We start from the raw sequence: 12,807 nt of genomic DNA on the forward strand, positions 1-12,807 counted from the left end.
GCTGGCCTTCCACCGATTTTTCAGGCGTCAAGGTTAGCGCTAACCGAGCCTTGTGCGCACCAACCGCAAGCAAAGGGTTGGCCTATTTTTTCAATACGTTGCGTTGCGTCCAGCACCCATGCCCGTGACTGCCACGGCGGCTGGTGACGCAGGTGCTGGGTGTGGCCGCAGGAAAGTTCGACCACCCAGTGACCGTCCTCGTCCTGATGGAAGCCTGTGATCGTCGAATCCCGTTTGTCAGGGTTGTGTTCGCTTTCGAGCGATTGCTTCGCTAAACTTGGCCTTTCTATATTCTTATGCAAAAGGTCTCGCCCCATGCTGATCGCCGCCAATAAGGCTGTCTCCATCGACTATACCCTGACCAACGACGCTGGTGAGGTCATCGACAGCTCCGCCGGCGGCGCTCCGCTGGTTTACCTGCATGGCGCAGGCAACATCATCCCGGGCCTGGAAAAAGCCCTGGAAGGCAAAGAAGTCGGCAACGAGCTGGAAGTTTCCGTCGAGCCGGAAGATGCCTATGGCGAGTACTCGGCCGAACTGGTCAGCACCCTGAGCCGCAGCATGTTCGAAGGCGTCGACGAGCTGGAAGTCGGCATGCAGTTTCACGCTTCGGCGCCGGACGGCCAGATGCAGATCGTCACCATTCGTGACCTGGACGGCGACGACGTCACCGTCGACGGCAACCATCCGCTGGCCGGTCAGCGCCTGAACTTCAAAGTGAAGGTCGTTGCCATCCGTGACGCCAGCCAGGAAGAAGTCGCTCATGGTCACGTCCATGGCGAAGGTGGCCATCACCACTGATTTTCTGCGCTAAGCTCAGAGAACTGGAGAGGCGCCCGAGGGCGCCTTTTTAGTCCGCGGCTGTCCTTGGTGGCCTCGCCAAGTGGCTGTTTCGAGTAGAACACGGGAATCTGGAGTTCGTCATGAGTGCTTTTCACGACCTTAAGTTGACAGCCCTGGATGGTCAGGAGCTACCGCTGGCACCCTTCAAGGGCCAAGTCGTGCTGGTGGTCAACGTCGCCTCCAAATGCGGCTTGACTCCACAGTACGCGGCGCTGGAAAACCTCTATCAGCAATACAAGGGCAAAGGCTTCAGCGTGCTGGGCCTGCCGTGCAACCAGTTTGCCGGCCAGGAACCGGGCAGCGAGCAGGAGATTCAGGAATTCTGCAGCCTCAACTATGGCGTGAGTTTTCCGTTGTCGAAGAAGCTCGAAGTCAACGGCCACGATCGCCATCAGCTCTACCGTCTGCTGGCGGGCGAGGGCGCCGAATTTCCCGGCGATATCACCTGGAATTTCGAGAAATTCCTGCTCGGCAAGGACGGTCGCGTTCTGGCGCGTTTCTCGCCGCGCACGGCGCCGGATGATCCTGCGGTGATTACGGCGATTGAAAGAGCCCTGTGCTGAAACGCGAAAATCGCAGCCATCGAGCTGCGATTTTTTTTGCCTGCCTTTTGACCCTTAATCATTCAGATCAATAGTGCTATGAGACTGTTGGTACTCCGCATATTATCGCCGTCATATGAATTCAATGCCCGCCGATCAATTTTTCGTGGAGCCTCCCATGCCTGTTCAAGCCTTGTTCAAACCGTTCCAGCTCGGTGCCCTCGAATTGCCGACCCGCGTGGTCATGGCGCCGATGACCCGTTCGTTCTCTCCGGGCGGCGTACCCAACTCCAAAGTGATCGAGTACTACCGTCGTCGCGCGGCGGCCGGCGTCGGCCTGATCATTACCGAAGGAACCACCGTCGGCCATCAGGCCTCCAACGGTTACCCGAATGTGCCGCAATTTTTCGGTGAGGCGGCACTGGCCGGCTGGAAGAAAGTCGTCGACGCGGTGCACGCCGAGGGCGGCAAGATTGTCCCGCAACTGTGGCACGTCGGCAGCGTTCGTCGTATCGGTACCGAGCCGGATGCCAGCGTCCCGGGTTATGGCCCGACCGAGAAACTCAAGGACGGTCAGGTCGTGGTACACGGCATGACCAAGCAGGACATCCAGGACGTGATCGCGGCCTTCGCTCAGGCTGCCAAAGATGCCCAGACCATCGGCATGGATGGTGTGGAAATCCACGGCGCCCACGGTTACCTGATCGACCAGTTCTTCTGGGAAGGCAGCAACCAGCGCACCGACGAATACGGCGGCAGCCTTGCCAACCGTTCGCGTTTCGCTATCGAACTGATCCAGGCCGTGCGCGCTGCAGTGGGCGAGGGCTTCCCGATCATCTTCCGTTTCTCGCAGTGGAAGCAGCAGGACTACACCGCACGTCTGGTGCAAACCCCAGAGGCGCTGGGCGAGTTTCTCAAGCCGTTGTCCGACGCTGGCGTGGACATTTTCCACTGCTCGACGCGCCGTTTCTGGGAGCCGGAATTCGATGGTTCCGAACTGAACCTGGCGGGCTGGACCCGCAAACTGACCGGCAAACCGACCATCACCGTCGGCAGCGTCGGCCTCGATGGCGAGTTCCTGCAGTTCATGGTCAACACCGACAAGGTGGCGCAACCGGCCAGCCTGGAAAAGCTGCTGGAGCGTCTGAACAACGATGAGTTCGATCTGGTGGCAGTGGGCCGCGCGCTGCTGGTCGATCCGGACTGGGCGCAGAAAGTGCGTGAAGGCCGCGAGCAGGACATTCTGCCGTTCAGCCGTGAGGCGTTGATGACGCTGGTTTGATCGCAGTGGGGGGCTTGTCGCGCAGGTCGCGGCAAGCTCCCTGCAAATGCTGTTCAAACTGCTCGATGATCGCCGCCCAGCCTTGACGACTGGCATGCTGGCGGGCGTTCAATCTGACGCAGCGCAAGGTTTCATCTTCCTCCAGCAGCCACTGTGCTGCATCGCAAAACGCTTTTTCATCCCCCGGCATCGCCAGCACGCCGTTGTAGCCGTGGCGAATATGCTGCGCAGCCGCCGCCTGATCGTACGCCACCACGCCAAGACCCGAAGCCAGCGCCTCCAGCACGACGTTGCCGAACGTCTCGGTCATGCTCGGAAATAGGAACAGATCGCCGGACGCATAGTGCGCCGCCAATGCTTCGCCGCGTTGAGAGCCGCAGAAAATCGCGTCGGGCAATTCCTTTTCCAGTGCCACCCGTTGCGGTCCGTCTCCGACGATGATCAGTTTCAGATTGCGCTTTGGATAAGCACTGGTGAGCTTTTCGAAGCAGCGTTTGAGCAGGCCAAGGTTCTTTTCCGGCGCCAGGCGTCCTACGTGAATCACCGCGATGTCCTGCTCGCTCAGTCCCCATTGCTCACGCAGGGCGTTCAGGCGTTTGGTCGGGTGGAACAACTGGCTGTCTACCCCCCGTGACAGCAGCGCCAGACGATCGAAATGCCGCCGCTCCAGTTCCAGTCGCTGGCTGACACTTGGCACCAGGGTCAGCGCAGAACGATTGTGGAACCAGCGCAGATAATGAGTCAGTAAACGCGTCAGCAGGCCGAGACCGTACTGATTGGTGTACTGCTGGAAATTGGTGTGGAAGCCGCTGACCACGGCGATGCCCAGGCGACGTGCCGCGCGCAGTGCTGACAACCCGAGCGGGCCTTCGGTGGCGATGTACAGCACGTCCGGGCGCTGGTGTGTCCAGCGGCGCAGCAACTTGTGCATCGACGACTGACCCCACTGCAACCCCGGATAACCCGGGAGCGGCCAGCCCCGGCACAACAGCAGCGCATCGTCCTCAGTGCGATGCGGATCGTCCCCCTGACGCGGCCGCACCAGTTCCACCCTATGCCCGCGCGCGCGCAAGCCGTCGCACAAGCGGCCAAGGGTATTGGCCACGCCGTTGATTTCCGGTGGGAAGGTTTCGCTGATCAGGGTGATATGTAGAGCTGTCGTCATGGCCTCAGTGTCGGCTGAGGCCATGTCGCGCCTGTGACGTTCGGATGATGGATTTGTGACGCGCGCTCAGCGTTGCGTCACGAGGTTTTCAGCACCGCGCTCGCGCACCCAGAACAACGTTGCCCCGGCCACAGCCGCTGGCATCATCAGGATGTTCACCACCGGGATCAGCAGCGCCAAGTAGACGATCCCCCCGAAGCTCATGCTCTGCCAGCGCTTCTGGCGCAGCCAGGCAAGCATTTCGTTCCAGCCCAGTTTGTGGTTGTCCGCCGGATAGTCGATGTACTGGATCGCCATCATCCATACGCCGAACAGCAGCCACAGCGGAGCGGCGACAATGTTCACCATCGGGATGAACGACAGGATGAACAGGCCGATGGCCCGGGGCAGGAAGTAGCCCAGTTTGCGCATTTCCCGGGCGAGGGTGCGCGGGATCATCGCAATCAGTTCGCCCCAGCTGAAGGCCGGGAAATCGTCGCTGCCACGCACCACGACTTCGACTTTTTCCGCGAGAAAACCGTTGAACGGCGCCGCGATCACGTTAGCCAGCATAGTGAAGGTGAAAAACACCATCAACGCCACCAGCACCACGAACAATGGCCACAGGATGTAGCTCAGGAAGCTCAGCCAGTCGGGGAGCGACGGCATCAGCGAATCGACCCACAGGCTGAACTGGTGGCCGGCGAAATAGATCAATCCGACGAACAGCACCAGGTTGATCGCCAGCGGCAGCAGCACGAACAGGCGCAGTCCTGGACTGAGGACCAGTTTCAGGCCTTCGCGCAGGTATTGCGGGCCGGAGAGAACAGGGGCGGGCATAGGGTGCTCCGAGCAAGGGAAAACGCGCCGACCTTACCGGCTTTGCATAAGCTGGGAAAGCGCGGCAGCGGGATCGACATTCACTGTAACAAAGACGTCCATCTCGTCCGTGTGTCGGCATAGAGACCACCTATGAGCTGGATTGTTAAACCGTATTTCCTTAATCTTGCCCCCCTCGATACGCTGCACCCAACTTTTTACAGGACTGTCGAGCTCACGCCTTCCCCAAGGTTATCCACAGTCCTTTTTTATTCTCGCCGGCAGTCCGGCGTCCGCGCCTGATGTATTGGCCGGTCAACAGGAGACAGGTTCATGTCTGAAGTCCGTCATTCGCGAGTGATCATTCTCGGTTCCGGCCCTGCCGGTTACAGCGCTGCTGTCTACGCTGCCCGCGCCAACCTCAAGCCGCTGCTGATCACCGGCATGCAGGCCGGCGGTCAACTGACCACCACCACCGAAGTCGACAACTGGCCGGGCGACGTCCACGGTTTGACCGGTCCGGTGCTGATGGAGCGCATGCGCGAGCACGCCGAGCGTTTTGAAACCGAGATCGTCTTCGATCACATCAACGCCGTGGACTTCGCTTCCAAACCGTACAGCCTGACCGGCGACAGCGGCACCTACACCTGCGACGCCCTGATCATCGCCACCGGCGCCAGCGCTCGTTACCTGGGCCTGCCGTCGGAAGAGGCGTTCATGGGCAAAGGCGTTTCGGCCTGCGCGACGTGCGACGGTTTCTTCTATCGCAACAAACCGGTGGCCGTGGTCGGCGGCGGCAACACCGCTGTCGAAGAAGCCCTGTACCTGGCCAACATCGCCAACAAGGTCACCCTGATCCACCGTCGCGAAACCTTCCGCGCCGAGAAGATCCTGATCGACAAGCTCAACGCCCGTGTGGCCGAAGGCAAGATCGAGCTGAAACTGAACGCGACCCTGGACGAAGTGCTGGGCGACAACATGGGCGTGACCGGTGCGCGTCTGAAGAACAACGACGGCAGCTTCGACGAAATCAAGGTCGACGGCGTGTTCATCGCGATCGGCCACACCCCGAACACCTCGCTGTTCGAAGGTCAGCTGGAGCTGAAAGACGGCTACCTCGTCGTTCAGGGCGGCCGTGAAGGCAACGCTACCGCGACCAGCGTCGAAGGCATCTTCGCCGCCGGCGACGTGGCCGACCACGTTTACCGCCAGGCCATCACCTCGGCCGGCGCCGGCTGCATGGCGGCACTGGACACTGAGCGTTATCTGGACGATCTGCAGAACGCTTCGTTCTAAGATCGCAGACATAAAAAACCGGCCAATGGCCGGTTTTTTTGTACCTGCGATTCGCTCGGAAATCAGCGGCGGGTCAGCGGTTGTGCTTCGAACTTCACACCGGCCAGACCGTGCTGGATCAGCGAACGGATATTGCCGTGGTCGCTGCCTTCAGGCGTTGCCACAACCGAACGGTAGTGCTCGCCGAACGCCAGCAGCGCTTCTTCATCGCTCAAGCCTTCCAGCAACGCCAGACCCAGCGTCTTGCACGAACCTTCGTTCTGCCCGGCCGCGTTTTCCAGGCCGCCGTTGTTGAACGCCTGAGGCTGGTAGTCGTAACCGGCGGCGACGAACGCCAGGGTGTCAGCAAAAACGTGTTCGCCGCTCTTGAGGCTGGCGCGCAGGGTGTTCAGATCACTCATTGGGTTTTCCTTTGGCGAACGCCGCTTGTTGTTCGGCGCTGGCTTCTTGCTGATATCGGGCTTTCCATTCGGCGTACGGCATGCCGTAAACCACTTCGCGTGCATCGTCGAGGCTGACGTCGATCTGGCGCTCGTCGGCGGCGGCCTTGTACCACTTGGACAGGCAATTGCGGCAGAACCCGGAGAGGTTCATCAGGTCGATGTTCTGCACATCCTTGCGGCTGTCCAGGTGGGCGACCAGCCGGCGGAAGGCGGCGGCTTCGAGTTCGAGGCGTTGTTGCTCGGTCATGGTGGGCTCTGTGCAGTCAAATCGTGGCGCGGATGATAAAAGTCTGACGCCCGGAGCGCCAGACACGTTCAGCGGCTGGCGGCGAGGGTGATCGACACCGATTCGGCAAAACGCAAGGCATGCGGCTTGTCGACTTCGACTTCGGCGTACAGCACCGATTCGTTGGCCATCACCAGATCCAGCAGCTCCTGGGTCAGGCGTTCGAGCAGCGCGAAACGGTTGCCTTCCACGTGGGCGATGATCGCCTTGGTGATCGTGCGGTAGTTCAGCGCGTGGTCGATGTCGTTGTCACGCACCGCTTCCTGCGCGGCGTACAGGATGGTCAGGTTGATCAGCACATCCTGCTTGTTGAGGATTTCCTCCTCGTTGATCCCGATAAAGGTGCGCAGGCGCAGATCCTTGACCCGGATGCGCGCCATTCCCGGTTGAAGTTGTGGCATTTACTTGCTCCGTCCAATCAATTGCAGGAACTCCTGGCGGGTGTTGCTCGACTCGCGGAAGGCGCCGAGCATGACCGAGGTGTTCATGGTCGAATTCTGTTTCTCGACACCGCGCATCATCATGCACATGTGCCGGGCTTCGATGACCACCGCGACACCGGCGGCATCGGTGACTTGCTGGACCGCCTCGGCGATCTGTCGGGTGAGGTTTTCCTGGATCTGCAGGCGGCGGGCGAACATGTCCACCAGCCGTGCGATCTTCGACAGTCCCAGTACCTTGCCCGTCGGAATATAAGCCACATGGGCCTTGCCGATGAAGGGCAGCAGGTGATGTTCGCACAACGAATAGAGCTCGATGTCGGCGACGATGATCATCTCGTCGGTGTCGGAGGCAAACAGCGCGCCATTGACGATTTCCTCGACGCTCTGTTCGTAGCCGTGACACAGGTACTGCATGGCCTTGGCCGCCCGCACCGGGGTGTCGAGCAATCCTTCGCGGTCAGGGTCTTCACCGAGACCGATCAGGATCTCGCGGTAACTCTCGGGCAGGGAACGGGTCATGGAGCATCCTCGCGGGGCGTATTACTTGACGTGCCGCCCGCCGTTGACGGTCAGGGTCGTGCCGGTGACGTAAGGGTTGTCGAGCAGATAACGCAGGCTCTGATAAATCACTTCGCTGCCGGGTTCGATGCCCAGTGCGGACTTGGCCAGCGCCTTGGCGCGGTACGCTGCGTCGTCGTCGGGATTGAACAATAGCAGGGCTGGCGCGATGCCGTTGACCTTGATTGAGGGCGCGTAGCGCGCGGCGAAGGACAGCGTGAGACTGTCGAGCCCGGCCTTGCTGGCGCAATAGCCGATGTGTTTGCTGCTGCCCTTGCGGGTGACGTCGTCGCTGATATGGATGATGTCGGCGGGGTTCGAGCGTTGCAGCAGGCCGGCGCAATGCAGGTTGATCAGGTACGGCGCCAGCATGTGAACGTTAAACATGCGGCAGAAGGCTTCGGCTTCGCCGTCGTCGGTTTCCGCCAGCCACTGTGAGGCGTTGTGCACGATGGCGCGCAGGCTGTCGGTGTGGGTCTTCAGTTCGGTAATGAACGCGAGGATCGAGGCTTCGCTGGAAAAGTCCGCGTGCAGCCCGAGGGCGCCCAGATCCCGCAAAGCCTTCACTCCCGGTCGTTCGCTGCGATAGGTGAAGATCACTCGATGGCCGTCGTCCAGCAGACGCTGCGCACAATGCAGGCCGACCCGCTGGCCGGCGCCGGTGATGAGGATGGGAGCTGTGGGAAAAGTCATGTACGGCTCGCGTCGAAGTCAGAGCAAAAACTATAACAGCGACGCGAGCGACGGCTTCAGCGATTTTGCGTAGAGGGCGCGGCGGGCAGCGGGCGCGCAGGCGCCGGGTTGAGCCAGCCGGCCAGCAGGCGGGTCGACAGCGGAATGAAGAAGTAGACCATCAACGGGGTCAGGCACAGCGTGCTGACGAAGACCCTCGGCAACAGGCTCATTTCAGCGAGCAGCGGACCCAGCACGAAATTGAACAGCAGCGACACCGGGAAGAACGCCAGCCAGATTGCCACGGCCTGTTTCCAGCGCTGGGGGCGATGACCGGCAGCGCCGAACCAGCCTTCAATGCCGCTGACCCGATGTTCCGTCGGGTGGGCAAACAGATCGCTGCCACGGGCCAGCCATGCGGTGCGCGATGCCGAGTGTTCCCAGGCATGCAGGGTCTGTTCGTCGACGAAGCGGAATATGATCTGGAATTCATCGTCGCCGGGAGGCGGGGCCAGTACGCCGGAGCCGAGGTAACCGGGGAAGTCGGTGGCCAGTTGTTCGCCTTCTCGCAACCAGGCGATCAGATCCTGATAACGACCATTGGTGACGCGACGCGCGACCATCAGCGTGACGGGGGAAGTAGACATTGTGTATCTCCGTATTGCATTGCGTCGCTCCGGGTAGGAGTTTCGCCTGACGCAGCGCCGGGTAGAGGGCTGCGTTTTTCGACAAGCAAGGATTATTCCTCATCTGCGTGACAAACCAGAGACTTTCGTCTCATTTCACCGCTTGAACCGCTCAATGGCATCCGGAGTAGAATGGGATCCACTACGCTCACACTCGCTAACGAGGACGTACCCGCGCAAATGCCTGTCATGACTGACGTTCGTCCTGCTTTCCCGGCCTCTGTTGCGCTGGAGCGCGAAGAGCTTTTCCCTATCCGCGAAGTAGCGCGGCTGACCGGCGTGAACCCGGTTACGCTGCGCGCCTGGGAGCGTCGCTACGGTTTGATCCAGCCGACACGCACCGAAAGTGGGCATCGTTTGTATTCGATGACCGATATCGAGCGCGTTCGCAGCATCGTCGACTGGATCGATCGGGGTGTCGCCGTGAGCAAGATCGGCAGGATTCTGGCCAAGACCGAGCCGATGAAAGTCCTGGCCCCGTTCATATCCGATGACAGTGTGCAGACGGACTACCTGCAGTGGCAGGAACAGGTTCGGCACGCGGTCGGTTCATTCGACGATCAGGCGCTGGATCAGCTCTACGGCCAGATTTTCTCCTCCTATGCATTGCCTGTAGTGTTTCAGGACATCCTGATGCCGTTATGGCTGCAAATGTTGCAGCGTCAGGACGCTTTCGGACAAACCAGCGAGTGGCTGTTCTTCGATGGTTTTCTGCGAGCGAAGGTGCTGCAGCGCATCGTCATGCTACGCGGCTCGCAACCACGCAAGGTGATCGTCAGCGCACTGGCCGGTCAATGTCGTGAGCTTGAGTTACTGGTGGCGGCGCTGTTTCTCAGCGGCAATGACGCGGGTGTTCGTGTACTCACCACCGGCCAGCCGTTCGATGAACTGACGCTGGTGTGCGAAAAGACCAGGCCTCAGGCGCTGGTGCTGTTTTCCAATCATGCGCCGACTGCAGAGCTGCCACGACGTCTGAATCGTCTGGCCTTGAGTCTGGATTGTCAGTTGATGCTGGCGGGCGATGCCGCCGATCTGGCGCAGGACAGCCTCGCCGGATCAGCGGTCGGCTGCCTGGGCAATGAAGGATCGACCATGCGTCAACGCATGAATCAGTTTCTGGCGGGGACGCTGGATACCTGAGACTCAGGTGTGCATGGCAGGGTGGGTCAGACGATGCTGTTGCAGGATGAACTGGCGCAGACGCTCGGTTTCGTCGGCATCGCTCTGACTTAGCTCGTAAGCATAAAAGCCGCTTTCGGTTTCCCGCTCGAACGTCCCGCGCAGGGAAATCCGCTCGTAGCCCGACGGGCTGAACCACAAGGCAAAATGCTTCGGTGGTTTGGTCTTGTTGCGCACTTCCAGCAGCACACCCTTGTGCGAAACCTCGTGAACCCACAGCGTACCGGGCTGGCCCTTGGCATTTTCCAGTGCCACCGGCTCTTCCAGGGTCAGGCGCCATGGACGCACCATCGGTCCGTCTTCATAGATGCTCGGTACACCCAGGCGCAGGTGCAGGGCGTGGAACTCGTCTTCCACCAGATGCAACGGGAAGGTCATCTGCTGATTTTCGAAGTTGGCCTGGATGGTGACTTGTTCATGGGCCGCCAGGCGCGTGAGCAGGTCACGGATCTGCGAACCACCGTTGACCAGCAGGCTCGACGTCGCATCCCGCACATTGAGCTGCGGGTTGTGTTGCATGGTCTGGATAAAATCCAGCTCGTCCTGGGTCAGGAGGGTGTCGCGTTGCATGGCTAGCTCGAAATAAATAATTACAAAGTCATTGGTGATTGTAGTTAATGACACTTAGTTCGCTGTTTTGTTTGCGCCGTTCGTCGCTTTGATGGCCGCCAGTTCTGCCTCGAGTGCCGCGACTTGGGCTTCCAGCTGCGCCACCCGCTGCTGCGCCTTGACCTGAACGGTCACGTCCTTTTGCACGCCGACGAAGTACGTCTGTCCATCGTCAGCATTTTTTACCGTTGATAGCGACAGCTCGTTCCAGAACGGTGTGCCGTCCTTGCGATAGTTGCGCAGGATCTCGCGGCATGAGCCGCCGTTTCTCAATACGCCGCGAATCAATTCCAGACTGGGCTGATCGCGATCTCCGGCCTGCAGGAAACGGCAGTCCTGATAAAGAATTTCTTCACTGGTATAGCCAGTCAGTTTTTCGAAAGCAGGATTCACGTAAATCAGAATGTTGTCCTGATCGCCTTCCTTTTCCGCCACCACGATTCCATCGTTCGACGCGTTGATCACCATTTGCAGCAGGCTGGCATTGATCATCTTTGAATCCCTTCAGGGTTGTCGGTGGCAGGCATTCTAGAAGATCGAATGGCGCTGTCTACTGGCCATCAGCGCTTATCGAGAGCCAATCGCAACAGGGCGTCGCTGGCTGTTACTATCGCCGCTCTTTTTTTCAGTTTCAGGATCAGATTGATGAAAGTCGCCATCCTCTCCGGCTCGGTGTACGGCACGGCCGAAGAAGTCGCTCGCCACGCTCAGAGCCTGTTGAACGCCGCCGGTTTTGAAACCTTCTACAACTCGCGCGCCAGCCTCGCCGATCTCCAGACCTTCGGCCCCGAGGCCTTGCTCGCCGTGACTTCGACCACCGGCATGGGCGAATTGCCGGACAACCTGCAACCGCTGTACTCGAGCATCCGCGACCAGTTGCCGGCGGCCTGGCGCGGTTTGCCCGGCGCAGTGATCGCCTTGGGCGACGCCAGTTACGGTGACACGTTCTGTGGCGGTGGTGAGCAGATGCGTGAATTGTTCAGTGAGCTGGGCGTGCGTGAAGTTCAGGACATGCTGCGTATTGACGCCAGCGAAAGCGTCACCCCGGAAACCGACGCGGAGTCATGGCTCGGGCAGTTGATCGCCACGCTCAAGGGCTGATCCCGCGCTCGCGCAGCAGTGCGAGCCAGGCCTGCGCAGCCTTTGACAGATAGGCGCCCCGGCGCCAGATGAACGCGATATCCCAGCGCAGATAGTCGGGCGCCTTCAAGGTCAGGCGAACCACGCCTGGCCGCACCAGACCGCGGGCCACCACGCTGGGCAGCAGCACCACGCCTTGCCCGGCGGCCACCAGTGCCGCGAGAAAATCCGCCTGGCCGCTACGGCCACCTTCCTTCGGGGTGAAGCCCATCTGCTGGCACGCCTGAAGCAAACGATCGTTGAGTACGAAACTGCGCTGATACAAAAGGAACGGCGTCTCAGCCAGTTCCTCCAGACCGATTTCACCTTTTGCCGCCAACGGGTGATCCCGCGGCAGCAGCGCATCGAGCGGTTCATCGCAGAATGGCTGGAAGTCGAACTGTGGGTCTTTCGGCCGCAGACTGCCCCCCAGCTCCAGTTCACCACTCAATACCGCCTGTTCGATGTTTCGGCTGCCGCCTTCGAGTAACTGCACACTGATGTTCGGGTAACGCCGTCGGTATTCGGCGAACAGCCCGGCAAACAGTGCATCGCTGCCGAGCAAGGGCAAACCGAGTCGCAGTTCGCCGCGCGCCAGATGACTGAGGTCATCCAGTTCCGTAAGCAATTCATCGCGCAAACGCAGCATGCCTTCGGCCCGTTGCAGCACCACGCTGCCGGCGGCGGTCAGGCGCAATTGCGAACCCAGGCGATCGAGCAGCGGGGTGCCGAGGCTCTGTTCGAGCTGGGCGATCTGTTTGCTCACGGCGGACTGGCTGATGTGCAGGGTTTTCGCCGCCTGGGTGAAACCACCCTGATGCATGACTTCGACGAAGCTTTTGAGCTGTTTGAATTCCATGGCCTGATTCCGGATTGGAATGGCTTT

At 60.3% G+C, this 12,807-nt stretch carries 18 protein-coding genes; 6 read left to right on the forward strand and 12 right to left on the reverse strand.

What is annotated here, in order from left to right; genetic code table 11:
- Nucleotides 1-20 precede the first annotated feature (20 nt).
- Nucleotides 21-347 carry a DUF3565 domain-containing protein gene (locus CAF87_RS07830; protein ID WP_085729632.1) on the reverse strand — a complete coding sequence of 109 codons (327 nt, stop codon included), beginning with the start codon at nt 345-347 and terminating at the stop codon, nt 21-23.
- Here CAF87_RS07830 and CAF87_RS07835 point away from each other — a divergent pair.
- The 3 genes from CAF87_RS07835 (at nt 316) to CAF87_RS07845 (ending at nt 2,667) form a co-directional block, all read left to right on the forward strand.
- Nucleotides 316-801 carry a peptidylprolyl isomerase gene (locus tag CAF87_RS07835; RefSeq protein WP_085711766.1) on the forward strand — a complete coding sequence of 162 codons (486 nt, stop codon included), beginning with the start codon at nt 316-318 and terminating at the stop codon, nt 799-801. The genes CAF87_RS07830 and CAF87_RS07835 overlap by 32 nt on opposite strands.
- A gap of 122 nt (nt 802-923) precedes the next feature.
- Entirely contained in the window at nt 924-1,406 is a 483-nt protein-coding gene (locus CAF87_RS07840; protein ID WP_085729633.1) for a glutathione peroxidase, read from the forward strand.
- A gap of 157 nt (nt 1,407-1,563) precedes the next feature.
- Nucleotides 1,564-2,667: an NADH:flavin oxidoreductase gene (locus CAF87_RS07845; protein ID WP_085729634.1), complete on the forward strand. Its 1,104-nt coding sequence runs from the start codon at nt 1,564-1,566 to the stop codon at nt 2,665-2,667.
- Here the strand turns inward: CAF87_RS07845 and CAF87_RS07850 are convergent.
- Nucleotides 2,636-3,856 (reverse strand): glycosyltransferase family 1 protein, encoded by a 1,221-nt coding sequence (locus CAF87_RS07850; RefSeq protein WP_085729635.1) that lies wholly within the window; start codon nt 3,854-3,856, stop codon nt 2,636-2,638. The genes CAF87_RS07845 and CAF87_RS07850 overlap by 32 nt on opposite strands.
- A 42-nt stretch (nt 3,857-3,898) precedes the next feature.
- Nucleotides 3,899-4,651: a sulfate transporter CysZ gene (gene cysZ, locus CAF87_RS07855; RefSeq protein WP_085729636.1), complete on the reverse strand. Its 753-nt coding sequence runs from the start codon at nt 4,649-4,651 to the stop codon at nt 3,899-3,901.
- A gap of 312 nt (nt 4,652-4,963) precedes the next feature.
- Between cysZ and trxB the strand changes: the two genes are divergently transcribed.
- Complete coding sequence (gene trxB / locus CAF87_RS07860; protein ID WP_085729637.1) at nt 4,964-5,926, forward strand: thioredoxin-disulfide reductase; 963 nt, start codon at nt 4,964-4,966, stop codon at nt 5,924-5,926.
- A 62-nt stretch (nt 5,927-5,988) separates the two neighbouring features.
- On the opposite strand, the gene CAF87_RS07865 is transcribed toward trxB, so the two are convergent.
- The 6 genes from CAF87_RS07865 to CAF87_RS07890 all read right to left on the reverse strand — a co-directional run bounded on the left by CAF87_RS07865 (nt 5,989) and on the right by CAF87_RS07890 (nt 8,975).
- Complete coding sequence (locus tag CAF87_RS07865) at nt 5,989-6,327, reverse strand: HopJ type III effector protein (RefSeq protein ID WP_085729638.1); 339 nt, start codon at nt 6,325-6,327, stop codon at nt 5,989-5,991.
- Nucleotides 6,320-6,616, reverse strand: a complete 297-nt coding sequence (locus tag CAF87_RS07870) for a DUF1244 domain-containing protein (RefSeq protein WP_085729639.1) — start codon at nt 6,614-6,616, stop codon at nt 6,320-6,322. The genes CAF87_RS07865 and CAF87_RS07870 overlap by 8 nt, the downstream gene beginning before the upstream one ends.
- Before the next feature lie 68 nt (nt 6,617-6,684).
- Nucleotides 6,685-7,056 carry a dihydroneopterin triphosphate 2'-epimerase gene (gene folX, locus CAF87_RS07875; RefSeq protein ID WP_085729640.1) on the reverse strand — a complete coding sequence of 124 codons (372 nt, stop codon included), beginning with the start codon at nt 7,054-7,056 and terminating at the stop codon, nt 6,685-6,687.
- Nucleotides 7,057-7,617, reverse strand: coding sequence for a GTP cyclohydrolase I FolE (folE, locus tag CAF87_RS07880; RefSeq protein ID WP_085729641.1), 561 nt, complete (start codon nt 7,615-7,617; stop codon nt 7,057-7,059). It abuts the gene before it with no gap.
- A 21-nt stretch (nt 7,618-7,638) separates the two neighbouring features.
- Nucleotides 7,639-8,349, reverse strand: a complete 711-nt coding sequence (folM, locus tag CAF87_RS07885; RefSeq protein WP_085729642.1) for a dihydromonapterin reductase — start codon at nt 8,347-8,349, stop codon at nt 7,639-7,641.
- Between the two features lie 56 nt (nt 8,350-8,405).
- Nucleotides 8,406-8,975: an antibiotic biosynthesis monooxygenase gene (locus CAF87_RS07890; protein ID WP_085729643.1), complete on the reverse strand. Its 570-nt coding sequence runs from the start codon at nt 8,973-8,975 to the stop codon at nt 8,406-8,408.
- A gap of 219 nt (nt 8,976-9,194) precedes the next feature.
- Here CAF87_RS07890 and CAF87_RS07895 point away from each other — a divergent pair, with 219 nt between their 5' ends.
- Nucleotides 9,195-10,154, forward strand: a complete 960-nt coding sequence (locus CAF87_RS07895; RefSeq protein ID WP_085729644.1) for a MerR family transcriptional regulator — start codon at nt 9,195-9,197, stop codon at nt 10,152-10,154.
- A gap of 3 nt (nt 10,155-10,157) precedes the next feature.
- Here the strand turns inward: CAF87_RS07895 and CAF87_RS07900 are convergent, their stop codons facing one another.
- Both CAF87_RS07900 and CAF87_RS07905 read right to left on the reverse strand, forming a co-directional pair.
- A complete protein-coding gene (locus CAF87_RS07900; RefSeq protein ID WP_085729645.1) occupies nt 10,158-10,763 on the reverse strand; it encodes a hypothetical protein in 606 nt (201 codons plus the stop codon).
- A gap of 54 nt (nt 10,764-10,817) precedes the next feature.
- Entirely contained in the window at nt 10,818-11,294 is a 477-nt protein-coding gene (locus CAF87_RS07905; RefSeq protein WP_085729646.1) for a PAS domain-containing protein, read from the reverse strand.
- 153 nt (nt 11,295-11,447) lie between these two features.
- On the opposite strand from CAF87_RS07905, the gene CAF87_RS07910 reads away from it, so the two are divergent.
- A complete protein-coding gene (locus tag CAF87_RS07910; RefSeq protein ID WP_085729647.1) occupies nt 11,448-11,903 on the forward strand; it encodes a flavodoxin in 456 nt (151 codons plus the stop codon).
- Here CAF87_RS07910 and CAF87_RS07915 read toward each other — a convergent pair.
- Nucleotides 11,893-12,780: a LysR family transcriptional regulator gene (locus CAF87_RS07915; RefSeq protein ID WP_085729648.1), complete on the reverse strand. Its 888-nt coding sequence runs from the start codon at nt 12,778-12,780 to the stop codon at nt 11,893-11,895. The two genes, CAF87_RS07910 and CAF87_RS07915, sit on opposite strands and share 11 nt — an antisense overlap.
- Nucleotides 12,781-12,807: the final 27 nt, after the last annotated feature.

This window comes from Pseudomonas sp. R38(2017) (assembly GCF_002112395.1).
GTDB lineage: Bacteria > Pseudomonadota > Gammaproteobacteria > Pseudomonadales > Pseudomonadaceae > Aquipseudomonas.